A 25,868-nucleotide genomic window follows, 5' to 3' on the forward strand; every position below is an offset into this window, starting at 1 on the left:
CGGTATGCGGACTTATTTCTGCAATAAAATAGATTATTTGTAACTAATCAATTTAAAACTTTAGGCTCCATTTTCTCTGCTGAAAAAAATGAGCTATAACAGAAACTTTTATTAACCTGATTGTTACAATTATTTATATTCTTTGATTTTGTCCATAAATGCCGTTCTGGTTTTGCTTACTGGCAAAACGAATGCAAATATAGTGACAATCAGACTACCAACCAATGCTTGTTAAATCTGAATTTTCCTATTTATAATCTTACCTTTGTGCGATTAAGAAATCAAAAATTAAGAGTGAAATGAGTGTTTGGCGTGTAATTCTTTCTGTTTTGTTTCCCCCACTGGCGGTTTACGATCGCGGATGTGGTTCTATTTTAATTGTATTGATTCTTACTGTTTTAGGTTGGATTCCGGGAGTTATTGCTGCGCTTATTATTCTAAACAATCCTAAAAAAGGTGTATGAATAAAAAAGTAGAGCTACAGAATTTAGGAGTTAGAAATTATAAAGAGACCTGGGATTATCAGGAGCTTCTTTTTAAGAGAATTCTGGATCTAAAGATTAAGAACCGACGTGAAAAATTAAACGTTGAAACACCAAATTTCCTGCTTATGGTGGAGCATCCCCACGTCTACACCCTTGGAAAAAATGGGGATATAGAAAACCTGCTTATTTCTAAAGAAGAACTGGCGAAAATAAACGCGACTTATTATAAGATAAACCGCGGTGGTGATATTACTTATCACGGTCCCGGTCAGCTAATTGGCTATCCCATTTTGGACCTCGATAATTTTTTTACCGATATTCATAAATACTTACGCTTTCTGGAAGAAGTAATTATACTTACCCTGGCTGAGTATGACCTAAAAGCTGAGAGAAGCGAAGGCGAAACCGGCGTGTGGTTAGACGTGGGCACTCCTTTTGCCAGGAAGATATGCGCTATGGGTGTTAGGGCCAGTAGATGGGTGACTATGCATGGTTTTGCGCTAAATGTAAATACCAATCTTGGTTATTTTGATCATATTATTCCCTGCGGAATTAAAGGTAAAGCGGTAACTTCCTTAAATGTAGAGTTAAATAGAAAAGAAGTTCCTTTGGCTGAAGTTCAGGAGAAGGTTTTAAAACATTTTAATCACTTATTTGAAGCTGAATTTTTTAAGTCTGAAACTAAAAGTCTCAAATTCACTAATAAATTTAAATAGCATCTCATCAAGATTTCAAATAACAAGGAGGATAATTATGAAATCGCTTTAAGTCTTTGTTATAAAAGAGAACATACTAATTAGTTATATTTTTATGGAAGATCAATGACTAAAAATCTCATAAGAAAGGTGATAACAAGCGAACAAATTTCTCCCAGAGATGAATATACTTAGGACGGTTTAACCACTTCTCAGCATTGATTTTTGATGCTACTGTCAAATCGTATTCGAAGGCTTTTTGAAGTTTTTTATTGATGTTTTCACTAAAGAGGACAGCGTTTACTTCAAAATTTAAATCAAAGCTCCGATAGTCCATATTGGCAGAACCTACAACCGCGAGCTTATCATCTACCACCATCGTTTTTGCGTGTACAAAGCCTTTGTTATAGAGATAGATTTGTACTCCGTGTGGCAATAATTCAGAATAATAAGAGCGCGCCGCAGCATTTACCATTTTAGAATCTGAAATTCCCGGTACCAATAATTTCACTTCAACGCCACTTTTTGCAGCGATAATCAAGGCGTCCATCAAGCTTTCTCCCGGAATAAAATAAGGACTGGTGATCCAAATTTTTTCTTTCGCCGATGCGATTGCTTGCATTAAAGAATAGAAAATAACCGGCAGGTTAGAATCCGGGCCCGAGGGCACAATTTGCAGTAGTTCTTTTTCAATAGTTTTATTTTCTGGCTGCTCCGGAAAGTACTTTGGGCCAAACTCCAGTTGTTGTTTGCTACAAAAATTCCAGTCGCATAGAAAAAGATATTGCAGGTAAAGACTGGCCGGACCTTTAAGCATTAAATGCGTATCCCGCCAATATAAACTGTCTTGGTTTTTTGTATCATTTCTGTATTTATCGCTCATATTAATACCGCCTACAAAAGAACGTTCCCCATCTATCACGATTATTTTGCGGTGATTGCGGTAATTTAACCTATTGGCTAGCGCATATAATTTTATCTTATAAAACGGTGCTGTGGCCACCCCGGCGTTTTCTAATTTTTTGATGAATTTCTTCCTTAAATCGTGGCTTCCAAAATCGTCGTATAAAAAACGAACCTCAACACCTTCTTGTGCCTTTTTTATAAGAAGCGCTGCAATTTCATTTCCGGTTTTGTCATCTTCGTAAATATAATATTCCAGGTGGATGTGGGACTTAGCAGCTTCTATGGCAGCCAAAACTTTTGGGAATTTTTCTTCACCGTTTAAAAGTAATTCTACTTCGTTATTCCCGGTCAGGGGGCTTCCGGAGGTGCTATTTATAAAGTTGGATAAATTATGATGCGCTTTAGATAGAAGGCCTAATGTGTCCAATTTTTCTTTATATACCTGAAGCCGGTTTTTTATTTCTTTCCGAAGCGGTTCATCGGCTACAAGTTTTTTGCTGTACAATTTCCGCTTTCTGTAATTTATTCCGAAGGAAAAATAAAAAAGCATTCCCACTACAGGCACTAACACAATAAATAAAATATAGGCCAGGATCTTAGAACCACTTCGGGTATCATACAACACACGCAAAATTGTAAGCACCAGGATAATAATATAGATGATTTCAAAAAGAAGAATCCAGGACATAGGCTCTACCCTTAAAAGCAATTTTGATTACAATTTAAAAGGTACAATTTAACTCCGACTTAGATGAGGTTAAACTCTCGAAAAAGTTTTTACGTAATCTTTATCGCCCTCAGTGACTAGGATTATTCTCGAATAATCTGTGTTAAACCTTTCAGATTAAAAATGAAGAAAATAATTTCTGAAAATTTTAAATAACAGCTGCTATAGTTTAGCTTGTTAACTTTCGTTAAACCAAGTTAAAACTCACTTAATACAAGGGTTTCAAGTCTTAACTCTCCCCTGCTTCCATTTTTTAAACAGCTCATTTTCAGTATATTTGAATTGGAAAAATGATGGGGTGAAAAGAGACTCATTTCGAGTTACTTAAACTTGTAAATAACAGGCTGTGAGTTGCAGGTTTCTAATTTTTACCCATTGTATTTTCTCAACTAAACAACCAATTATTTATCCTAAACTTATTTTAGCAGAGCCTTGAATAAGTTTATGGGTAATTGTAAAAACCAGAAAAAATGCGAAATAAAGAGATAGTAATTATTGGCGGTGGATTTGCCGGGATTAACCTTGCTAAAGAACTTGGTAATAAAGAAGGGCTTCAGGTTACTTTAGTAGATAAAAACAATTATAACTTTTTTACGCCACTTTTATACCAGGTAAGTACGGGGATGTTAGATGTTTCCAGTATTACTATTCCTTTTCGTACCCTTTTTAAAAAGAAGAAAAATTTAAGGTACCGCTTAGGGAAATTAATAGAAGTGCGAGCAGAAGAAAACAAAGTTTTGTTGAGTACCGGCGAGCTTAAATATGATTACCTGGTGATGGCTCTGGGAACAAAGAGTAATTTCTTCGGAATGGAAAATATAGAAAAGAATGCCCTGCCCATGAAATCGATTAACCAGGCTGTAAAACTGCGAAACTATCTCCTGCGTGAGGCTGAAAGATCTATCTATATTAAAGATGATGTTGAAAGACGTAAAATGGGAAATATCGTGATTTCTGGCGCAGGACCTTCTGGAGTTGAGGTTGCCGGGATGCTCGCAGAAATGCGTAATAATATCCTCAATGATATTTATCCTGAATTAAAAGATGAAAAACTGAACATCTACCTTGTAGATGGAGCTCCCAATGTGCTGCCTCCTATGAGTGAAAAAGCCCAGAAATATTCTAAGGAAAGCCTGGAAGGAATGGGGATTATCGTAAAGCTGGACAAAATGGTTTCAGATTATAAGGACGATAAAGTGATTTTTAAAGACGGTGACAGCATAGAAACCAAAACTTTAATCTGGACGGCTGGAGTGACAGGGATGAAATTTGACGGACTTCCCGAAGACAGCTACGAAAAAGGAAACAGGTTGCGGGTTAATGAATATTTTAAGGTTGATCATACCGAGAATATTTATGCGATAGGAGATGCCTGTGTGTTATATTCAGACCCAGATTTCCCCAAAGGACACCCACAATTGGCAAGTGTTGCTACCCAACAAGGAAGTGCACTCGCTAAGAATTTTGAAGCTATGGTTAATAATAAAGAACCAAAAGCTTTTACCTATAACGATAAGGGAACCATGGCGATAATAGGAAGAAGTAAAGCCGTGGCAGACCTTACCACGCCAAAAAAGACCATGACCGGTTGGTTCGCCTGGATGGCGTGGCTTTTTGTACACCTGTTTCTATTAATTAATTACAGAAACAGAATCAGTACGATGTGGAACTGGACGACTGCTTATTTTAGTAAAGGCCAGGCCAATGGATTGCTTATTGGTAAAACTGCAAACGGAAGTATGCCAGAATTAAAGAAACAAACTGAAGTATAATTTTTTTGATAAACAACTATAAATTATTCACTATTGTACGGTAAAGAAGTAAGATCGCTTTGCTGAAAGAAAAAAGAGAAAAGACTAAACTCTAACTAACTGAGAATCCTGCCTTTTTTATAAGTGATATTCTTCAATTAACTCTTTTTCGTGAAGATTTCTAATAGCAAAGAGGATAATTATAAAATCGCTTTCGGGCTTTGCTATAAAGAGAACATGCTAATTAGTTATATTTTTATATTAGATCAATGAAAATTATTATTCGTAAAAAAAGATTTTGCAGGTCACTACTTGCAAAATCTTTTTTAATTTCTGCTGACTGCGGTTTAACAAACTAAATTGCCTCGCCGAGCCTGTCGTTCCAATTCGTAGCCTCTTTAACAAGCTAGGGCTTTGTTAGTCGAAGTCTTAAACCTAACATAGAACCTGGTTTTTTATTAAATTATAAGGTTAGTTCTAGCGCAGTTGAGAAGTTTTTCTACGACGTGTTTAGTGCGATAAATATTTCGAATATAATTGATGCAAGATGTTATAGGTCAGTAATTAACATTATTTTATTTTTTTCTGATATATTTAATGTTTAACTTCAAGCAATGCGAAATAATCATATTTCGCCAATAATTGCTTATGAAGCACATTTACAAACTTAAAATAATAGTATTTTTCTCATTATTTCTGCTTTTTTCTTGCGATAATAAAGAAAGCAGTCCTGCCAATGTTATAATCAAAAATAAAATTGAACGTGACCTACCAGAAATAAAGGAAGATGGCGTTCTTAATGTAATTACCCTATATAATTCTACCAGTTATTTCCTCTACCGCGGCGAAACTATGGGCTTTGAATATGAAATGGCCGAACGTCTTGCCAAAAGCCTGGGTTTAGAATTGGATATTAAAGTAGCCAATAATTTTGATGAAGTTTTTAATATGTTAGAATCTGGTGAGGGTGATATCGTGGCTTTTGGTCTATCGATCACAGAATCCAGAAAGCAAAGGGTAGCATTTACAGATTACCTTTATCTTACCCATCAGGTTTTAGTGCAGCGAATGCCCAAAAATTGGCGAAAGCTTCCCGGTTATAAAATAAAGCGTGAGTTAATTAACGATCCTATTGAATTGATTGATGATACCGTGCACGTAAGAAAAAGTACTTCTTATTATACCCGTTTAAAGAATTTAGAAAAAGAAATTGGAGGTAAAATTCACGTAAAAGAAGTAGGGGGCAACAAGACAACCGATGATATTATTAATATGGTGGTAAACGGGGAAATTGACTATACCGTAGCCGATTATAATCTTGCTTCGGTCAATAAAACCTTTCATCCTATTCTTGATATTAGTACCAATGTGAGTTTTTCGCAACGCATAGCCTGGGCTGTACGCAAAGATTCTCCAAAGTTGCTTAAGGCAGCAAATGCCTGGATAGAAACTTCTAAGAAAAAAAATTTCTACTATGCTCTTTACGATAAATACTTTAAAGATAAAAAGCGTTATCGGCGACGTATTGCCAGTGATTTATTCAGTAAAAATGAAGGAAAAATTAGTTCTTACGATGAGATAATTCGCAGTAATGCAGAAAACTTAGGCTGGGATTGGCGCCTTATTTCCTCTTTGATCTATCAGGAGTCGCGTTTTAACCAACAAGTGAAGTCCTGGGCGGGTGCGGGTGGCTTAATGCAACTTATGCCGGCAACCGCAAAAGAGCTTGGGGTGACAAATATTAATGATCCGGTAGATAATATTCGTGGTGGGACAAATTATTTGAAGAATCTTTATAAGCGTTTTGACAACATAAAAGATAGTATACAGCGAATTAAATTTACAATGGCTTCTTATAACTGTGGCTTTGGTCATGTGCGCGATGCGCAACGACTGGCCGAAGCCCTGGGTGATGACCCAGAGCGCTGGGATGATCACGTAGAAAATTCTATTTTAAAACTGCGACAACGTAAATATTTTAGCAGACCCGAAGTTCACTACGGACTTGTTCGTGGTTCAGAGCCTTTCAATTATGTACGGGATATTTTCCGCCGATACGACCATTATCGTGAATTAGTTCCTTTTAAACCTTTTGAAAAAACCAAAGATGAAAATGAGCAAATTGCCGCAAATTAGCCTGTTTGAAACATTGGAAAATTGTTAAGCTGAATTTGCGTCATTTTTAATCATTATCATCCGAAAGTTTAAATGAGTTCAATTATAAGTTTTTAAAACTTCAAAACCTACCGTACCGGAAGCCCCGGTGAATAAAACTGATTTTTTAGGTATCGTTCTATTAAAAATAAACGGCTTCAAAAACAGCCAGTGAAGCTCTTCTTCCCACATTTAGCGTCAATTCATCTCCATTGATACTGTAATTATTGGCTTGTTCAAATACTTTTAAGAATTCAGCTTCATTTACAGATACATCGGGACAGGATTTCATGGTAGTCGCCACGTAAGAAAAACTAATACGTTGGGCATCTTCCAGTTTGTAACTTCCAGAAAGTGAATTACAGCCGGCAAATCCCTGTAGCCTGTTGTCATTAGCTTTCAGCATAAAGAATATTTCTTTTTCCTGATTGTTGGCCATTGTCACTTCCTTACCTTCCAGTTTTTTAAGTTTCCAGTATTTTTCTACAATTTTATCTTTAGGAGCTACTTTTTTAAAAACAGCTAAAGGTGCACGTTTTCCAATATTCAGCATTAATTTATTACCATTTACCGTGTAATTATCTGTTTTGTTAAAAACGTCTAATACTTCCTGCTCATTTATCTCATTTTCGGGACAGGCCATTCTTGTACTGGCTATTTGAGAAAACTTAATGCGCAGTCCATCTTCCAGATTATAACTTCCGTTGAAATTATTACAGCCAGAATTACCAAAAACACGTTGGTCTGTGCTATTTAAAGTAAACTGAATCTTTTTACCTTCAATGTTGGTTTGATCAATTTTAGATCCGTCCAATTCCACAAGTTCCCAGGTAGTATTGGTAATTTGTGCATTTGCATTTTGACCGCTGGTTTTTTTTGTTGTATTACAACTTACCAGGACTAAAGTTAAAACGGTTAGTATTACAAGTTTAAATTTCATGATTCTTAGTGTTTAGATTACAAAGGTATATTCGGTTCGGAACTTTTTGAACCAATTAAAACTAAAGCTTTGTTAATCTTTAATTATTGATTTTTTTATAATATTCTATAGAACTCATTTAAACTGTTCACTTTGAAGCAAAATTCAGCCATTTTTTGTTCATTTGAAGGGTTTTTTTTTGACTTGCATAGTCCCGAAACTTCGGGGCTATGGAAGGAATAAAAAGACAGGAAATGGGCAAAAAAGGGGAATTTTTCAGCCAATGGAGAAAGTTTAAACGAGTTCATTTCTTCTGAACCAAAATTAAAACTTGGAAAGGATAAATAATATCGAAAACTAAAAAAGTACCTTACACCTACCAAAACGTCACTATTTTGTCCGAGAGAAATATAAATCATATTTAACGTTCAGGCTTTATCGTAGGATAAAGTTCCTCATATGGCAGCACATCGTCCATTACCCGTTTTTCAATTAGGGATCTGTTTAACTGACTTAGATCTGTACAGCCGGCTGCTGCAAAAAGCTCCAAAAATTCATTCACCGTCTGCTCCTGATAGTTTTTAACACGTTTCCACTTTTCTTCTACCGCAAGACCACGCATAAAAGAGGGATCGTTACTGGTAACGCCGGTAGGACATTTATTCGTATCACATTTTAAAGCCTGGATACAGCCCAGGGCAAGCATCATTCCACGGGCAGAATTGCAAATATCTGCTCCTATACACAGCGCTTTAAAAATATCGAAAGCGGTAAAGATTTTAGTAGCAGTAATTATAGTAATCTCTTCTTTTAATCCGTATTGATTTAAAGTATCTACTACAAAAATTAAAGCCTGTTCCCATGGCATTCCTACATAATTTGAGAAATCTATGGGTGCCGCCCCGGTACCACCTTCGGCGCCATCTACAGTGATAAAGTCTGGTTTTATATCGGTTGCCAGCATCTCCTTACAAATTTCAATAAATTCCTCCTTGCTTCCAATACAGAGTTTAAAACCAACGGGTTTTCCATCAGAAAGTTCTCTTAATTCCTTTACAAATTCTAATAAACCTTTGGCATCACTAAATGCACTGTGACCGGGAGGGGATAGTACAGTGGTATGGGGTTCTACTCCCCTAATTTTGGCAATTTCCTCATTATTTTTACTTGCAGGTAAAACGCCGCCATGACCGGGTTTTGCGCCCTGGGAGATTTTAATTTCTATCATTTTTACTTCAGGAAGGGAGGCGTTTTCTTTAAATTTTTCCGCAGAAAAATTCCCGTCTTCAGTGCGACAGCCAAAGTAACCCGTTCCTATTTCCCAAACCAGGTCCCCACCTTTGCGGTGATATTCAGAAATTCCACCTTCCCCGGTATCGTGAAAAAAGTTTCCGGCTTTTGCTCCCATATTCAAAGCCATTATTGCATTTTTACTAAGGGCACCATAACTCATTGCCGAGATATTAAAAATACTTGAGGAATAAGGCTTGGTACAGTCAGGGCCACCAACCACCATCCTTGGTGCTTCTGTATGTACTTTACTGGGATAAATACTGTGCTTCATCCATTTGTAATTATCTTCCTCTACATCGAGCTCTGTACCGTAAGGATGCGTGTTCCGCTCTAGTTTAGATCGCTGGTAAATATAAGAACGGTGATTCCTGTCAATAGGTTTTCCATCGGTGCCATCTTCCACAAAATATTGATGCAGTTCTGGCCCTATCATTTCCAGCAAATACCGCATGTGACCCAATACCGGGAAATTGCGTAAAATGGTATGCTCTTTTTGCGTAATATCATAAATTCCCAGCCCGAAAATTAAAACAGCCAGGGTAGAAAATCCAATAATAGGCCATACGATTGTAATAATAATTACGCCTATTATTAAGAGGATAATAAGTGTAAAATGTATAGCTTTTCTCATAGTTAAATAGTGCTTTTAATCTAATTCAGTTTTATCACTGATAATACTTTCTATGAAGGTTCTTTATTTTCTCAAGCATAGGTCCTTTTGCCGGGCCCTTAATTGCAGAATTCTTAATTATTTCTTCGGAAGGTATAAATTTGATAGGGGCAGGCTCTGCGCCAAACTCATTCAGCCAGGTGTTTAGCTGTTTCCCGGAACTCAAATAAACTAAACTCCCAATACCTACCCAACCGTGGGCAGCGGCACACATAGGACAATGCTCGCCGGTAGTGTACATCGTGATATTTTTTCGCTCCTGTACATTTAAGTTATCGGCTGCCCACTGCGCAAGTTCAATTTCCGGATGTGCAAGGGCAGTTTTCTCGTTTACCCTATTTCTGGCTTCAGCAATAACATTATTATTAGCATCTACCAGGATAGAACCAAAAGGTTCATCACCGGCATTTAGCGCTTCTTTTGCCAGGGAAAGACAATACCTTAAATGTTCGGTGTCTTTTTTAGTGATATTAGTTGATGTTTGCATTATCGATTAAAGTATATTTTTGCTTTTTCGTGAGAAAAAGTTTGTTTTCCATTTTTAAAACTTACCAGGTGTTGTGCAATTATCCTCATGGTCTTAACAGCATTTTTTGCTTCCGGGATTACAAAATTTGCCGGAATATTTCTTTCCCGTTTTGTATATTTAATCGTGCGGCATTTTTGAGTATTAGATCAAGCATAAACTTTAGCCGGGTTATTCAACAAGAAGTCTTTTCGAAGATTAAATTGGTTTTAATTCAGCTTCAAAAAACCTTCTGAACTAATGATTCCTAAAATTATAGAATTTATTAAAGCTTTCCCTTCTGGCGTCTCATAAAAAATATACAAACCTTAATCTTAAATTAACTAGGTATTAAGAGATTAACAAGGTTTAAACTGATTTTTTATCCTGATTTATAACTCCCAAAATATAAAACTACCTACAACGAAAAAGAGTTGTCTATTTTAAAGAAAATCCTATCTTTACTCATTAAAATTTAGATTAGGATTTTGCGCAAAATCGCTGCAAAGTTTTAAGTTTTATAAACATTCGGTTTAGGCCGTAAAAATTGCAAAAAAATGTATCCAACTGTACAATTTATACATTCTTACTGGGCTTATTTAGTAGTGCTCGTTTTATTTGTCGCTTCCATAAATGCTATTATTGGCTATGCTTCCAACAAAGAATATGGCGCTACAAATTTCAGAATTGCTTTATTTACACTAATCATTTCCCATATTCAATTGTTAATTGGAATTGTATTGTACTTTGTAGCTCCTTATTTTCAAGTTTTACTGGAAAAAGGAATGGGCGAGGTTATGGGCGATTCTACTTTGCGATTGTATATTATGGAGCACCCGTTAATGATGATTATAGCCTTGGTTTTAATCACCATAGGATACTCAAAACATAAATCAAAGCTTACCTCTAAGCCTAAATTTAAAACCCTGGCGATTTTTTATACCCTTGGTTTGTTAGTGATGCTTAGTCGTATTCCCTGGAGCGCCTGGTTGTAGATGGTTGTAGCATTGCTATGAAGTGTTTTATTCTTCCTTATAGGAGGAGTTAGAGGGAACTTCTTTTATTAAATAAACATATACCGGAAAGTGATCGCTGTAACCGCCCTGGTAGCCTGAACTACCATAACTTCTAAACGGATAGCCTTTAAACTTCCCGTTTTGGTTAATCAGGTATTTCTTATTGAAAATCCCTGCTTTATAATATTGAAAAGTTTCATAGCTTTTGGTAGTGAAGCCTCCCGAAAGTATAATTTGGTCGAATAAATTCCAGCCATCCCGATAAGCTAAAGTTCCCAGGCCTTTTTTTCGCATTTTCTCCATAGGATTATACAATTGATGTAGATTTAAGTTTTTGGGGCTTTTCTTGGTTTCAAGAATTTTTTTAAAGCTACTATTGGTAGGGTCATCGTTAAAATCGCCCATACTAATAATCCGGGCCAGGGGTTCTTTATTAAAAATAGAGTCTATAATTTTATGGTTTAATGCAGCTGCTTTTTCCCGTTTGTAATTGCTGGCAGCCTGCCCACCGCTGCGAGAAGGCCAATGGTTTACAATAAGGTGAAAGGTTTCCCCATCCAAAATACCGCTTACCACCAATTGATCCCTGGTGTACACTCTTTTATTAGATTTATTGCTGTTAAAAATAAGTAGTTCCCGGGATTGTGAATGCTTCGGAAAAAAGAAGTCTTTCCGATACAATAAAGCTACATCAATTCCCCTCCTATCTGGGGAATCGTAATGAATAATCCCATAATTATATTGCTGTAAATCCGGTTGTTTAATTAGGTCTTCTACTACTTCGCGATTTTCCACCTCGCAAATACCAATAAGCACCGGCGGTTGCTGAATTTCGGCTATTCCAATTTCTGAAATCACTTTTGCCAAATGCTGTAATTTCTCGTGGTATTTAGGTGTTGTCCAAACGTCATCACCTTCTGGCGTGCGATCGTCATCAAAAGTAAATGGGTTGTTCTTAGTATCAAAAAGGTTTTCCAAATTATAAAAAGCGATGCTTACAATTTTGAATTCCCGCTCTTGTGCACAAAGCTTTTCAGAAGCCAATAGCAACAGCAAATTAATTATAAAAAGGGGGAAATTACGAATAAGCATTTTCTGATAGTTCAACTAATTTATGAATTTAAATTACTCATTTTTTGCAAGTTATCTGTTTTTAGTTGAAAATTAACCGGCTATTTTGTGTTAAACCGATGAAAATATTCTTATTTCTACTTTTTGGATGCGTTATGTTTTCAACATTGTTTGCGCAGGAAACTTCGCTACACGGAAGTCTAGCCGATGCACAATCGGCTAAAAAACTAACAGGGGCAAAAATTTGGTTAGAGAATAGTTTTGTTGAAACCCGCTCTAAGGAAAATGGAGAATTTAAGCTTTTGGGTGATTTTCCTGCCGGTGAGTCTTTACTAATTATTGAACTTCCGGATTATAAAACGCTGCGGGTGCCCATAATAATAGTTCCGAATACCACAAAAGACCTTGGTCTTATCCTGATGCAGCCCGTACTTTCTAACCTGGCCGATCAAATTAGTACCATTCAACTTTCTACTGTCCAATTGGATGAAGAAGAAGCTAATATCGATAATTTATCGGGCTTGTTGCAGGCTTCCCGTGACGTGTTTTTAAATGCAGCTGCCTTCGATTTTAGTCAGACCTTTTTTAGGCCCAGAGGTTTGGATAGCGAACATGGAAAAGTGCTTATTAACGGCGTGGAAATGAATAAAATCTATACCGGGCGTCCCCAGTGGAGCAATTGGGGCGGACTTAATGATGTGCAACGCAACCAGATTTTTAGCATGGGCTTGCAGCCTTCCAATGTTAGTTTTGGTGGGCTGGCCGGCACCACAAATATTATAATGCGCGCTTCAAAATATGCTAAAGGAGGTAAAGCTTCCCTGGCGGCTGCCAATAGAAGTTACTCCGGCCGGTTAATGGCAAGTTATGGTTCCGGCGAGTTAAAAAATGGTTGGGCTTATGCGGTTTCGGCCTCCAGACGTTTTGCCAAAGAAGCCTATGTTGATGGTAGCTTGTATGATGCCAATGGCTTTTTTATTTCCGTGGAAAAAACTTTTAATGAGCGGCATAGGTTGAATTTCACCGGTTTTTATACCCCGAATATCCGCGGAAAATCCTCTCCCAATACCGAAGAAGTTTATGAACTAAAAAACAGGAAATACAATGCCTATTGGGGCTATCAGAATGGTGAAATAAGGAATTCCAGGATTAGGGAAATTAAAGAACCTGTCTTTATGCTGAATCATTTCTACACGGTTTCAGAAGAAACAAAAATTAATGCTAATGTTGCGCTGCAGTTGGGTAAAACCGGTAATTCGAGAATAGATTTTGGGGGAACAAGGCTTTCAGCAATAAATGAACAAAATTCTTATGTTGGCGGAGGCACTAACCCAGATCCTACTTATTATCAGAAGTTGCCCGGTTATTTTTTGCGTTTTAAAGACAATCCCAATTATGAGGCAGCCTACTTGGTACAGGAAGATTTTAAACAAAACGGCCAATTAGATTGGGAGAAACTATATGCCGCCAATGCCCGCGCCGGCTATACAGTTTATTCACTTTCTGAAGATAGAAATGATGATATAAAGTTTGATGTTAACACTTTACTTGACACCAGGTTAAATGAACATCTTAAGCTGAATACAAAATTAGCTTACAGCCGTTTAAAGAGTCATAATTTTGCTTCGATTAAGGATATGCTGGGCGGAAAAACTTATCTTGACGTAGATTTTTTTGCTGAAGGTGATGCTGAAAATAGCCTGGAGAAAAGAGCCCAAAGTGATTTGCAAAATCCTAATCGTAGCGTTGGGGTAGGAGAACCTTATAAATACAATTTTAACTTTTACGCTAATCTTTACAAAGCTTTTGGGCAGCTGGAGTTTGAATACGATCGTTTAGATTTTTACATCGGTATAAAAGCATCTCAAACCAGTTATGAAAGGGAAGGTCTTTTTCAAAACGGTAATTACCCTGATAATTCCTTAGGAAAAAGTGAGAAACTTCAGTTTACCGATTTCGGACTTAAATTTGGCGGAAATTATAAATTCACCGCAAAACATTTGCTGGGCGTAAACGCTGCTTACCTTACCAAACCTCCCAATCTTAGAAATTCATTTTCCAATTCGAGACAAAATAATGCAGTAGTTGAAGATTTGAAAAGTGAAAACATCAGCAATTTAGATTTTAGCTATCGGTTTAGATCAGCCTTAATCAAGGCGAGGTTAACCGGTTATTTCTCTCAAATTAAAGATGCCACAGAAATTTCATTTTACTATGCCGATGGTCTTTCGGGTTTGGGAAGAAACAGCACTACGGCCTTTGTGCAGGAGGTTTTAAGTGGAATTGATAAACAATATTTTGGTTTGGAATTTGGGATTGAAGCTCAAATCACACCAGCTATAAAACTAAAAGCAGCGGGAGCAATGGGGCAATTTACCTATAATAATAATCCCAATTTGTACCTAACTTCAGATGATTTTAAGGAAACAGTAGATTATGGCACTGCTTATCTAAAAAATTATCGAATAGCGGGTGGTCCCCAGCAAGCTGCCCAGTTGGGAGTAGAATATCGCGATCCCGATTATTGGTGGTTTGGAACCACAGTGAACTTTTTTAGTCACGCATTTTTAGATATTAGTCCGTTAACCAGAACAGCTAATTTTCTTAATGATACCGATGGTTTGCCTATTCTGGAATACGATGAAAATATTGCTGAGAAACTATTAAAACAAGAACAATTTGGCGACTACATTTTGGTAAATGCCATTGGTGGTAAATCCTGGTTGATAAAAGGCAAGTTTATCGGCTTTTTTGTGAGCCTGAACAATATTTTTGACAAACGCTATAAAACCGGCGGATTTGAACAATCCCGGAATGCTAATTATCGCACACTAAAAGAAGACCGGGAGCGATCAAAACCCATATTTTCCCCTAAATACTGGTTGGGTGCCGGTGCTTCTTATTATGCGATGGTCTATGTGAGATTTTAAAACATTCAGTAATTTTTATAAATAATCTGGATTAAATGATTAAAAATGAAGAGAAAGTTTTACATACCGATACTCGTGTTTTTCACCTGTATTTCCTGTGTAAAAACAGACGATTTTGAGTTACCGAAATCTGAAAGCAAGGAAATTTCCATAACCGGCGATATTACGGGAATTTCTGCGGTGAAAAGCAACTTTAATCCGGAAACCGAAGATATTTATGTTTTTTCTGAAACCAATACCTGGATGGAAGCTTATGTGGTCTCCAGTGATGAAGGTGGCAACTTTTATAAAGAATTGGTGTTGCAGGATAAACCCGAAAATCCCACTGCCGGCATCCTCTTATTAATTGATGACAACTCCCTTTTTGAAACTTATAATTTTGGCCGAAAAATCTATGTGAAATTAGATGGTTTGGCTTTATGGAGTAATAATGGTGTGCATCAATTGGGAATTCAGAATAGGGGAGATGTGCTGGCGATACCCTCCTCCAGGATTGATGATCATATTTTAAGAACCGAAGAAACCGCTGAAATAATTCCGCTGGAATTGGAGATTTCAGAATTCACAGAGGCACATGAGAATTTGTTTATTAAGTTAAAAAAGGTGCAATTTAACCGCAATTTGTTCAGAGCAAATCATCACTTCACTTTTGCAGGAGAAACAACAGATGAATATGATGGGGAACGGCAATTGGAAAGTTGTGAAACCGAGGCGACCACGACCTTGAGTAGCAGCACTTTTTCTGGTTTTAAATCATTGTATCTTCCGAAGAACTCAGGCAGTGTGGAAGGAGTTTTAAGCAGAAACTTCTACGACGATTATTTTGTCATTTCTGTAAACTCCCCCGATGCTTTTAATTTTGATGCTGAACGATGTGACCCGGAATTTTTGGACTGCGGAAACCAAACAAATCAAGGTCTTGAGGTGCTTTTTGAGGAGGATTTTAGTACAATTACAACCCTGGATAAATTGGAAAATAAAGGCTGGAGCAATGTAAATGTAAACGGTGGACAGGGGTTTAAAACCAGTACCTTTAATGGAGATCGTCATATTAGGATTTCAGCATTTAATACTGAAGAAACGCTGTTGGAAGCCTGGTTGGTGAGTCCGCCAATCGATTTGCAAGGGGCAACCGATATAGCCTTATCTTTTGAGGTTATGGCATCTTATGATAACGCCAGTATTTTGGGCCTGTGGGTAACCGAGGATTATTCCGGGAACCCGTTAAGCACAGCATGGAAGCAAATGGACGCAAAAATTCCGGTAGGTCCCACCAATCAATACGGAAAGCATTTTTTAAAAACTGAATTGAATATTTCCTGTTTGCGCGGAGAGATACACTTTGCTTTTAAGTATTTGGGTGGCGCCCCCGATAAAACCACAACTTATGATATTGATAATATTCGAATAACCGGAAATTGAGTATATTTAACAGATAATTTTAAAAATACTCAATGAAGCATATTTTACTATTCCTCTTTTTCTTACTTACTTTTAATGCTTCAAGCCAAAACTCCCAGGAAATGTCTGGCACGTGGTTTTGGGAGTCTACCAATGGTCAAAACACCATGAAATTAGATTTAGAATATGAAAATCAAAAAATAATAAAAGGAAATCATTGTGTAGTTTTTGGACAGGAAAAGAATACCGACTGTAAAAGAACCGAGCAGGGATTTAGCCTTAATTTGGTTCGTATCGCCAATGGTATTTACGATGGAACCATAGAAAGTGCGGTAAGCGCAACTATCGGAAAAATTAGGCTGCAATATTTAAAGAAGGAGAAAGCTATTCGATTTTATCTAAAAAAAGCACCACCCGGCAAATTTTATCTACCTAAAGAAGCCTTCTTGGTGAGGTAGAAACGGTTGTGGGTTATCGGTTCTCAGATTGTTCGATAAGTTGATTTTAAACTTACTATCTATTGATTTTGTTTTGAGTTTGTGGTTAGGTGTTCTGCCCACTGAGAACTGCGACTGCCAACTGATGTTTGTTGCGGGTTGCGTCATTGCGAGCGACGTAAGGAGCGCGGCAATCTCTTGTTGTTTATTATCCTGTCTACTGCCCACTGGTACTGCCAACTGAATTGACCTAAACCGTAGCTTCCTGTTTTTTCCTAGCATCAAGGGGTTCCAAAACTTTTAGCGCACTTTCAATAGAAGTGATCTTCTCGAATGTCAAGAGCAAACGCAATCCATTTCTGGTTTTCTTTTCTTTCATTGTGCATTTATGCGGATGGGATTGCACATACTGTAACACTTTAGTAAAAGCCTGGGTTTGGTAGAACCTGGACTGCTGGTCGGCGATGAAATACCCTATCATCTTATTTTGCTTCAGGATCACTTTTTCTAACCCTATGCTGGCTGCGATCCATTTAATACGTACACTGTTAAGAAGATCTTCACCTTGTGTGGGTACTTCTCCAAACCTGTCTATTAGTTCACCTTCAAACTTTTGCAGTTCTTCTTCCGAAGAAATTTTATTTAACTGGGTGTATAAGTTTAAACGCTCAGTAATATTATTGATATAATCATCTGGGAACAGGATTTCAAAATCGGTGTCGATTTGCGTATCTTTTACGAAGCTCTTTTCCTCAATATTATCGGTTTCTTTATAGAGTTCCTGGAACTCATTTTCTTTTAATTCCTCTATAGCCTCATTTAATATTTTCTGGTACGTATCAAAACCAATTTCATTGATAAACCCGCTTTGTTCCCCGCCCAATAAGTCCCCGGCACCGCGAATTTCGAGATCTTTCATTGCAATATTAATTCCGCTACCAAGTTCAGAAAATTGTTCTAAAGCGCTAATTCGCTTGCGGGCATCTTCGGTCATTACCGAATATGGCGGGGTAATAAAATAGCAAAACGCCTTTTTATTACTTCGGCCTACCCTGCCTCGCATTTGGTGTAGATCTGAAACCCCAAAATTATTCGCGTTATTAATAAAAATAGTATTGGCATTGGTCACATCCAGGCCACTTTCTACAATGGTGGTAGAAACCAGTACATCAAACTCGCCGTTTATAAAACTGAGCATCAATTTTTCGAGTTTTTTTCCTTCCATCTGGCCGTGGCCAATTCCTATTTTGGCATCTGGTACTACCCGCTGAATTAATCCCGCGACTTCCTTGATGTTTTCAATTCGATTATGGATAAAAAATACCTGCCCACCGCGCTGAATTTCATAAGAAATCGCATCGCGAATGGTTTCTTCAGAAAACCGCACCACATTGGTTTCTATGGGATACCTATTTGGAGGCGGAGTGGTAATGGTCGATAAATCCCGGGCGGCCATAAGGCTAAACTGAAGCGTACGCGGAATAGGTGTAGCCGTGAGCGTGAGGGTATCTACATTTTCTTTTATTGTTTTTAATTTATCTTTTACCGAAACACCAAATTTTTGTTCTTCATCTACAATGAGCAAGCCCAGGTCTTTAAACTTCACGGTTTTATTGACTAATTGGTGCGTACCAATAATAATATCTACTTTTCCGCTTTCGAGATCGGCGAGGGTTTCGCGACGTTCTTTTGCGGTTCTAAACCTATTTAAATAATCTACGCTAATGGCAAAATCTTTTAATCGTTCAGAAAAAGTTTGGTGGTGCTGAAAAGCCAAAATCGTAGTAGGCACTAAAACGGCAACTTGTTTTCCATTATCCACTGCTTTGAAAGCAGCTCTTATGGCAACCTCTGTTTTGCCAAAACCAACATCCCCACAAACCAATCGGTCCATTGGTCTTTCGCTTTCCATATCTTCTTTTACGGCTTGGGTCGCAGTACTTTGGTCTGGCGTGTCTTCATACATAAAAGAAGCTTCCAACTCGTGCTGCAAATAAGAATCGGGACCAAAAGCATATCCTTTTTGAAGCCTTCTTTTTGCGTAAAGTTCTATTAAATTATACGCAATGTGTTTTACACGGGCTTTGGTCTTTTTCTTTAGGTTTTTCCAGGCATTGCTGCCCAGTTTGTAAATTTTTGGCTCTTTTCCGTCTTTTCCGTTGTACTTTGAAATTTTATGAAGGGAATGAATGCTAAGGTAAAGGATATCGCGCTCGCCGTAGAACAGCTTAATGGCTTCCTGTTTTTTCCCTTCTACATCTATTTTTTGAAGTCCGCCAAATTTACCAATTCCGTGGTCTATATGGGTGACATAGTCGCCAACCTCTAAATTACTAAGCTCTTTTATGGTAATTGCCTGCTTTTTGGCATAACCATTTTTAAGCTGAAATTTATGATAACGCTCAAAGATTTGATGATCTGTATAACATACATTTTTCCCCGTTTCATCTATAAAGCCTTGAAATAGTGATAATGTAACAGTTTCATACTTAAGCTTCCTTTCCTGGTCTTGAAAAATGTCGTGGAAACGTTTTGCCTGTTGCTCGCTTACGCAAAAAATATAATTTGTATAACCATTTTCCTGATTTTCAATTAAATTATCGGTTAATAACTCAAATTGTTTGTTGAAAGAAGGTTGAGGTTTGGTATTAAATTGAATAGTTTTGTCTATCTCAAGAAAAGCCTGATTGCTTAATTCGGCTATCGTAAAACCCTGTAATTGCTGTTTGATTAATTCGCCATTGCAAAATAATTCTTTAGGCTCACTCTGCTTTAATTCTCCGGAAAGGTTTTGAAAAGCTTCTTCTGCCTTTTCGAATAACTTATCGGCTTGCGCGGTAAACAAGTCCAGGTTTTTTAAAAATATCGCTGTTTCTGTTGATATATACTGAAGAAAACTAACCCTTGTTTTATGCATCGCGGTTGAAGTGTCGTCCAACTGCTTATTTTCCACATTAGGCATCACCGAAATTTTCTTCACTTTTTCTGTAGAAAGCTGCGTTTCAATATCAAAACTTCTAATGCTATCTACTTCATCACCAAAAAATTCAATGCGGTAAGGCTCGTCGTTACTAAAGGAAAAAACGTCTATAATTCCCCCTCTCACCGAAAATTCTCCAGGTTCGGTTACAAAATCGACACGTTTAAACTTGTATTCAAATAGCACTTCATTAATAAAATCTATAGAAAGCTCATCTTCTACAGCTATTTTTAAAATACTTTCTTCCAGTTCCTTTCGGGTGACTACTTTTTCAAATAGAGCATCGGGATAGGTGACGATTATTGCCGGTTTCTTACGCGAATTAATTCTATTTAAAACCTCTGCCCGCAACAGAACATTTGCATTATCGGTTTCTTCTAATTGATAAGGCCGGCGGTAGCTGCCTGGATAAAAAAGAACATTCTTTTCACCAACCAGTTGTTCCAGGTCGTTTAAATGATAAGCAGCTTCTTCTTTATCATTAAAAATTAGTAGGAAAGGTCTATCGGTATCCCTAAATGCATTGGCTGCAACAAAGGAAAATGAAGAGCCAATAAGTCCTTTTAAGTGAATTTTAGAATGTTTTCTTTCTTCTTTGCTACCTTTGATCGTTTCAGATAAAACAAGGGAATCCCTCAATTCCTGCTGTTGCGGGGATTGTGCAAAGCTTTCGGCAATATTATTTTTAGTCATTGACGCAAAGATAATTGCAGAAATTTTGTTCCGCAACCCCTGGGTCTATTTTTAACTTAAAAACCTAAAAATTTGACGGTTCGATACTTATACTTTTTTCTTTATCTTTAAAGGGTAAAAGTCACTAGAAATGCCAAAAGCCTGTTTGGAATGTGGAGATAAGATTGTAGGGCGTGTAGATAAGAAGTTCTGCAGCGATTATTGTCGCAATGCATTTCATAACAATCGCAATAAAGACAGGAAAAACCTGGTTCGTAATGTAAATAACCAGTTGCGGAAGAATTATAGAATTTTGGAAAGTCTTAATCCCCATGAAAAAACCACGGTGAGCAAAAATAAATTACTCGAGCGTGGCTTTAATTTTGAATATCTTACCAATCTTTATACAACAAAAACCGGCAAGGTCTATTATTTTGTTTACGACCAGGGTTACCTACCGTTAGATAACGGAATTTATGCTTTGGTAAAACGTAATTAAGGATGCCAGTCGTTTGCTTTTAGCCTGGAAGCAGCCCTTAAAACATCACTCTGACTAAGTTGACCAACGAGTTTTCCATACTCTACAATAGGAAATCTTCTAAAACGCTTTTCAATAAAAAGTTTGGCGGCATCCATAATATTCATATTTCCGTCTATGGTTTCTACATTGCACGTCATTCTTTTTTTCACCGTAGCATCGTCCATGGGCATGTTGTAATAGCGGCTGTCTGAAATTTGTTTCATACAATCCCCTTCAGAAATAAGCCCAATTAATTTATGATTTTCATCTACCACGCACCCGCCAGATATTTTATTAGCAATTAATTTTTCAGCCACATCCATAATATTTTCGTGCTCCATAAACGTCACTAAATTGGTGCTCATATAATCTTTTACCAACATGGGCACGTGCTGAGGTTTCTCTGGCGCTGCCCTTTTTCCCTGAAAACTTTTAATACCCATATTCTACTTTTTTGATTGTTAAGTAGTTAAATATAGCGAAAATTAAATTATAAATGAAATTTATACTTATGCTGAAAACACTGTTGGGTTTTGAATGAAAGGAGTGTTGAAATTATATTTTTCTTTACTATTCTGTATCTTTAAAGTCTTAAATCCTTTTCTTTTTCCTGAATTATGCTGAAAAACATCCCACGAATTTTTTCACTTTTACTTATCTGTGTCGCAGTTTGGTTTAGCTTTTATAGCAGCCAACCGGTTAGCATTGAAGCTTTAGATGCCCCAGAAACTACATTTTCTACCCAACGAGCCTTTACACACGTTGAAGCTATTGCCCAGAAACCGCATTATGTAGGTACACAAGCCCATAGCCAGGTTCGCAATTATATAGTAGCCCAATTGCAAGAAATGGGATTGCAGCCCCAAACCCACGAAGATTATAGCCTTACAAAAAATGGCACTTTAGTACGACCACAAAATATTTTGGCCAGGCTGGCAGGATCGGGAGATGGAGAAGCGCTGGTAATTATGACGCATTATGACAGTAACCCGCATTCTTCCTATGGTGCAAGTGATGCCGGGAGTGGGGTTGGTGCTATCCTAGAAGGAATTCGTGCTTTTTTAGCAAAGAATGAAACGCATAAAAACGATATTATCATTCTCTTTACCGATGCCGAAGAATTGGGTTTAAATGGTGCTGAATTGTTTATAAAAGATCATCCCTGGGCCGGTGATGTAAAACTCGCTCTTAATTTTGAAGCCCGCGGCAGTGGTGGGGATTCTTTTATGTTTTTGGAAACAAACTCCGGTAATGCTGCGCTTATAGATGGTTTTAAGAAAGCCAATCCCAGGTTTCCGGTAACCAATTCCCTGGTGTATAGTGTTTATAAAATGCTCCCAAATGACACCGATCTAACGGTGTTGCGGGAGCAGGGAGATATTCCCGGGTACAATTTTGCTTTTATTGACGATCATTTTGATTACCACGCTGCCACCGATATTCCTAAAAACCTGGACAAAGAGAGCCTGGCGCACCAGGGTAGTTATTTGATGCCATTGCTTGATTATTTTAAAGATGCCCCGTTATCCAAAGTCAAATCTGATGAGGAGGTGCTATTTTTCAACCTGCCCGGCGGAGAGATTATTAGTTATCCGTTTTCCTGGATATTTCCCTTACTTATTTTAGCTTTTATTGTTTTTATAGGACTTGTTATTTATGGCTTTAACCAAAATAAACTGCAGGGAAGCAGTATTGTGAAAAGTTTAGTTCCATTTTCGCTTAGTCTAATTTTCGCCGGTTTGCTTTCCTTCTTTCTTTGGAAATTAATTTTGTATAGTTATCCGGAATATTCAGAAATGGAGCAGGGCTTTACCTACAATGGTTATTATTATATCGCTGCTTTTGTATTTTTAGCTTTATTTATTTCATTTTTCGCCTATCATAGGTTCAGGCATATAAAGTTGAAGGCCAACCTTTACGTAATTCCGCTATTTTTCTGGCTTTTATTATGCACTTTGCTGGCTTTTGTTCTAAAAGGAGCAGCTTATTTTATTATTCCGGTTTATTTTGGATTGCTCCAATTCTTTGTGATGTTGCGACAAAAAAATCCGGCTTCGCTGCTTATGGCTTTTCTAAGTTTGCCGGCAATTTTTATTTTAACGCCATTCATAAAAATGTTTCCCGTGGCTTTGGGATTAAAAATACTGTTTGTTTCTGTTTTACTAAGCGTTTTGTTGTTTCAGCTTTTATTACCTGTTTTTGTTTACTTAAAAAGCAATAAAACAATAGCGGTGATTTGTTTCTTGATTTTTAATATTCTACTTATTACAGCTCATTTTAAAGCCGATTTCACTTCGGAACATCCTAAACCTAATTCCCTGGTTTATCTCGCCGATGCCGATAAAGAAACCACCAACTGGTATTCTTATGACAAGATGCCCGATGAATGGACTAAAGAGTATTTTGGAGAAGAGCCATTAAATGCCCCGCCAAAAGGTAATACTCTAAGCAGTAAATATGGCACCCGCTTTACCTGGAAAGCAGATGCGCCTAAAATTGATTTACCGGAACCGGGAATTGTTTGGGAAAAAACCGATTCTACTGAATCTACAAATTCCTATTTATTAAAAATAGCCGCAAACAGGGAAGTGGATAGAATAGAACTTTTCGCAGATAGAACTATGGATTTTGATAATTTTAAATTGAATAATAAAACAGCCGACAGCGTTTATTTGGGGCAGAATAAATTCCATATTCATACTCACCGCTGGCAGGAGCGTTTGCTCACTTATCACGTCTCCAGTAATGACACCCTGCGAATAGCATTTAGTTTAAAGAAAGATAAAGTTCCGGAATTTACGCTTTATGAATCCAGCTATAAGCTACTTGAAAATGAGGAATTGAATATTGCGCCACGGCCAAAAAATATGATTCCCAGGCCTTTTGTGCTTAATGATGCTATTATATTTAAGAAGACCATAACAGCCCCCTAGCCCCCAAAGGGGGAACTCATTGAATAAAATATTGGTGCAAATTGCAGAACATAAATAGAAAAACAACAATAAAAATAATTAAATTATAAAATCTAAAAACACCTCCCCTTCGGGGAGCCTGGGAGGAACTTATATTATGAATATATCTATATTGGGAGCCGGCTGGTTGGGATTACCACTGGCAAAAATGTTACAGGAAGAAGAACACGTGGTAAAAGCGTCTGTTACCAGCCGCGAAAAGATGCAGATACTACAAGAAGCTGGCCTTACACCTTATGAATTAAAAGTTCTTGCTGAAGGAGTGCAGGGAGATCTTACGGCGTTTTTAGCAAACTCAGAGCTGTTGATTATCGACATTCCGCCGGGATTGCGGAGTAACCCTGAAGCTGATTTTGTAGGAAAAATAGAACGAATTATTACATACGTGGAAAAATCGGTGGTGGAAAAGGTAATTTTTATAAGCTCTACCTCGGTATATAAAGATGATGAAAACTTTCCTGAATACACCGAAGAAGATAAACCCAATGGCATCACAAATGCAGCGCGACAACTTAGTGAATCTGAAGAGAAGCTCTTGGGCATAAAAGAAGTTCAAACTTCTATAATCCGGTTTGGGGGCTTAATTGGCCCGGGGAGGCATCCCGTAAATTACCTGACGAACAAAACAGGGGTTAAAAATCCTAAAGCTCCGGTAAACCTTATTCACCAAAAGGATTGTATAGCCATTATTCAGCAAATTATTGAAAAAGAAGCCTGGGGTAAAGTTTTTAATGCAGCGTATCCTGAGCATCCTACCAAAGAGGATTATTATACTGAGACAGCCAAAAAGCTAAACTTAAATACACCATCCTTTGATCTAACAGCGGTATCTAAAGGGAAAATAATAGGTTCTGTGAATTTAAAAAAAGAGTTGGAATTCGAATTTACGGCTCCTATATAAAAAATTACCACGAATGCACGACTTTGTAAAATTATGGAATGTAAATAGCGAAGATTTAAGCCGATAACTTTTTAGATAATTGGTGTATCCAGAAAGTAATTATTCTTTATATGCTTCGTTATATGGCGACCATATTTCGTAAATAGGATCACCTTTAGAGCTTTTACCTTTGTGGTGCCATTTGCCATCTTTTACTTCATATTGAAACTCCAAACTTGCTCCTACCCGAGTGGCATCTTTAGAAAAGAATTCAATGTTTTCAGTATATGTGCCATTTTTGGCAGTATAAGTTCCGCCGCCGGTGGCATTAAATTTTTTGGTAGCGGAGTTAAAGGCCACCCATTGAAACCTGCCGCCGCTTAAAATCTTAATCGTTCGCCTGTCGTCTGGGGTCATTGTGTTTATTTCGCCATTTCGTTCCCGGCCGGTAATTACCCAGTTTCTGGTGAGATCATCGCTTTTATCAGAAATTCTTTCCCAGGTTTTTGTAGTTCTTCCATCAGAAACCTCCATTTTATTATCGCCCTCCCACGAAATATTGTAATCCTGCTCGCTGCCAATATTTTTTTCTTCATAAGTATCAAAATCCCTTACTTCTGTGAGTGTTTCGTCTTCCAGGTTAAATTCACCTCCGGCAGCACCTAAAAAAGTATTATCACTAAGATTTTTAGACCCCAGGGCAAAATAGCCATCTTGAATAATTTTAATGACTTCGCGATCATTAACTGGTTTACCGTCTTTTTCGACTAATTTCCAGGCTCCTTTCAGGTCTTGTGCCGATATCATTCCGAAGCAGAAAATAAATGCTAATAGGGTTAATTTTTCCATTATGAAAGTTCTTAATACATTACTAATTTATAAAA

At 37.4% G+C, this 25,868-nt stretch carries 19 protein-coding genes; 11 read left to right on the forward strand and 8 right to left on the reverse strand.

Features of this window, described 5'->3' with window-relative positions; all coding sequences use genetic code 11:
* Positions 1-299 precede the first annotated feature (299 nt).
* A complete protein-coding gene (locus BUA71_RS05550; RefSeq protein ID WP_072877557.1) occupies positions 300-464 on the forward strand; it encodes a YqaE/Pmp3 family membrane protein in 165 nt (54 codons plus the stop codon).
* Positions 461-1,201, forward strand: a complete 741-nt coding sequence (gene lipB / locus BUA71_RS05555; protein WP_072877559.1) for a lipoyl(octanoyl) transferase LipB — start codon at positions 461-463, stop codon at positions 1,199-1,201. Before BUA71_RS05550 ends, lipB begins: the two co-directional genes overlap by 4 nt.
* Before the next feature lie 118 nt (positions 1,202-1,319).
* Here the strand turns inward: lipB and cls are convergent, their stop codons facing one another.
* Positions 1,320-2,774, reverse strand: coding sequence for a cardiolipin synthase (gene cls / locus BUA71_RS05560; protein WP_072877561.1), 1,455 nt, complete (start codon positions 2,772-2,774; stop codon positions 1,320-1,322).
* A gap of 509 nt (positions 2,775-3,283) precedes the next feature.
* Here cls and BUA71_RS05565 point away from each other — a divergent pair.
* Positions 3,284-4,585 (forward strand): NAD(P)/FAD-dependent oxidoreductase, encoded by a 1,302-nt coding sequence (locus BUA71_RS05565; RefSeq protein ID WP_072877563.1) that lies wholly within the window; start codon positions 3,284-3,286, stop codon positions 4,583-4,585.
* A 627-nt stretch (positions 4,586-5,212) separates the two neighbouring features.
* Entirely contained in the window at positions 5,213-6,700 is a 1,488-nt protein-coding gene (locus BUA71_RS05570; RefSeq protein WP_072877564.1) for an MltF family protein, read from the forward strand.
* A 160-nt stretch (positions 6,701-6,860) separates the two neighbouring features.
* Here the strand turns inward: BUA71_RS05570 and BUA71_RS05575 are convergent, their stop codons facing one another.
* From BUA71_RS05575 to BUA71_RS05590, 3 genes are all read right to left on the reverse strand, one after another.
* Positions 6,861-7,658, reverse strand: a complete 798-nt coding sequence (locus BUA71_RS05575) for an META domain-containing protein (protein WP_072877566.1) — start codon at positions 7,656-7,658, stop codon at positions 6,861-6,863.
* 400 nt (positions 7,659-8,058) lie between these two features.
* The gene (locus BUA71_RS05585; protein ID WP_072877568.1) at positions 8,059-9,561 is read right to left on the reverse strand and encodes an FMN-binding glutamate synthase family protein; all 1,503 of its coding nucleotides are present in this window, start codon (positions 9,559-9,561) and stop codon (positions 8,059-8,061) included.
* A 34-nt stretch (positions 9,562-9,595) separates the two neighbouring features.
* Positions 9,596-10,087 (reverse strand): nucleoside deaminase, encoded by a 492-nt coding sequence (locus BUA71_RS05590; RefSeq protein ID WP_072877569.1) that lies wholly within the window; start codon positions 10,085-10,087, stop codon positions 9,596-9,598.
* 575 nt (positions 10,088-10,662) lie between these two features.
* Here BUA71_RS05590 and BUA71_RS05595 point away from each other — a divergent pair.
* Positions 10,663-11,100, forward strand: coding sequence for a hypothetical protein (locus BUA71_RS05595; protein WP_072877570.1), 438 nt, complete (start codon positions 10,663-10,665; stop codon positions 11,098-11,100).
* 27 nt (positions 11,101-11,127) lie between these two features.
* Here BUA71_RS05595 and BUA71_RS05600 read toward each other — a convergent pair whose 3' ends face one another.
* Positions 11,128-12,213, reverse strand: coding sequence for an endonuclease/exonuclease/phosphatase family protein (locus BUA71_RS05600; RefSeq protein WP_072877571.1), 1,086 nt, complete (start codon positions 12,211-12,213; stop codon positions 11,128-11,130).
* Positions 12,214-12,311: 98 nt separating this feature from the next.
* Between BUA71_RS05600 and BUA71_RS05605 the strand changes: the two genes are divergently transcribed.
* The 3 genes from BUA71_RS05605 to BUA71_RS05615 are packed head-to-tail and all read left to right on the forward strand — an operon-like array spanning position 12,312 to position 16,981.
* Positions 12,312-15,122 carry a TonB-dependent receptor gene (locus tag BUA71_RS05605; protein WP_072877572.1) on the forward strand — a complete coding sequence of 937 codons (2,811 nt, stop codon included), beginning with the start codon at positions 12,312-12,314 and terminating at the stop codon, positions 15,120-15,122.
* 45 nt (positions 15,123-15,167) lie between these two features.
* Complete coding sequence (locus BUA71_RS05610; protein WP_072877573.1) at positions 15,168-16,544, forward strand: DUF5689 domain-containing protein; 1,377 nt, start codon at positions 15,168-15,170, stop codon at positions 16,542-16,544.
* A gap of 32 nt (positions 16,545-16,576) precedes the next feature.
* Positions 16,577-16,981, forward strand: a complete 405-nt coding sequence (locus BUA71_RS05615; RefSeq protein ID WP_072877574.1) for a hypothetical protein — start codon at positions 16,577-16,579, stop codon at positions 16,979-16,981.
* A 229-nt stretch (positions 16,982-17,210) separates the two neighbouring features.
* Here BUA71_RS05615 and mfd read toward each other — a convergent pair whose 3' ends face one another.
* The gene (mfd, locus tag BUA71_RS05620; protein ID WP_072877575.1) at positions 17,211-20,633 is read right to left on the reverse strand and encodes a transcription-repair coupling factor; all 3,423 of its coding nucleotides are present in this window, start codon (positions 20,631-20,633) and stop codon (positions 17,211-17,213) included.
* A 130-nt stretch (positions 20,634-20,763) separates the two neighbouring features.
* On the opposite strand from mfd, the gene BUA71_RS05625 reads away from it, so the two are divergent.
* Positions 20,764-21,111, forward strand: coding sequence for a hypothetical protein (locus tag BUA71_RS05625; RefSeq protein WP_072877576.1), 348 nt, complete (start codon positions 20,764-20,766; stop codon positions 21,109-21,111).
* Here BUA71_RS05625 and BUA71_RS05630 read toward each other — a convergent pair.
* The gene (locus BUA71_RS05630; RefSeq protein ID WP_072877577.1) at positions 21,108-21,575 is read right to left on the reverse strand and encodes a CBS domain-containing protein; all 468 of its coding nucleotides are present in this window, start codon (positions 21,573-21,575) and stop codon (positions 21,108-21,110) included. The genes BUA71_RS05625 and BUA71_RS05630 overlap by 4 nt on opposite strands.
* A gap of 174 nt (positions 21,576-21,749) precedes the next feature.
* Here BUA71_RS05630 and BUA71_RS05635 point away from each other — a divergent pair, with 174 nt between their 5' ends.
* Entirely contained in the window at positions 21,750-24,065 is a 2,316-nt protein-coding gene (locus BUA71_RS05635; RefSeq protein WP_072877579.1) for a M28 family peptidase, read from the forward strand.
* Between the two features lie 136 nt (positions 24,066-24,201).
* Positions 24,202-25,005, forward strand: a complete 804-nt coding sequence (locus BUA71_RS05640; RefSeq protein WP_072877581.1) for an NAD(P)H-binding protein — start codon at positions 24,202-24,204, stop codon at positions 25,003-25,005.
* A gap of 99 nt (positions 25,006-25,104) precedes the next feature.
* On the opposite strand, the gene BUA71_RS05645 is transcribed toward BUA71_RS05640, so the two are convergent.
* Positions 25,105-25,833, reverse strand: coding sequence for a hypothetical protein (locus BUA71_RS05645; protein WP_072877583.1), 729 nt, complete (start codon positions 25,831-25,833; stop codon positions 25,105-25,107).
* Positions 25,834-25,868: the final 35 nt, after the last annotated feature.

This window comes from Salegentibacter echinorum (assembly GCF_900129445.1).
Classification (GTDB): domain Bacteria; phylum Bacteroidota; class Bacteroidia; order Flavobacteriales; family Flavobacteriaceae; genus Salegentibacter; species Salegentibacter echinorum.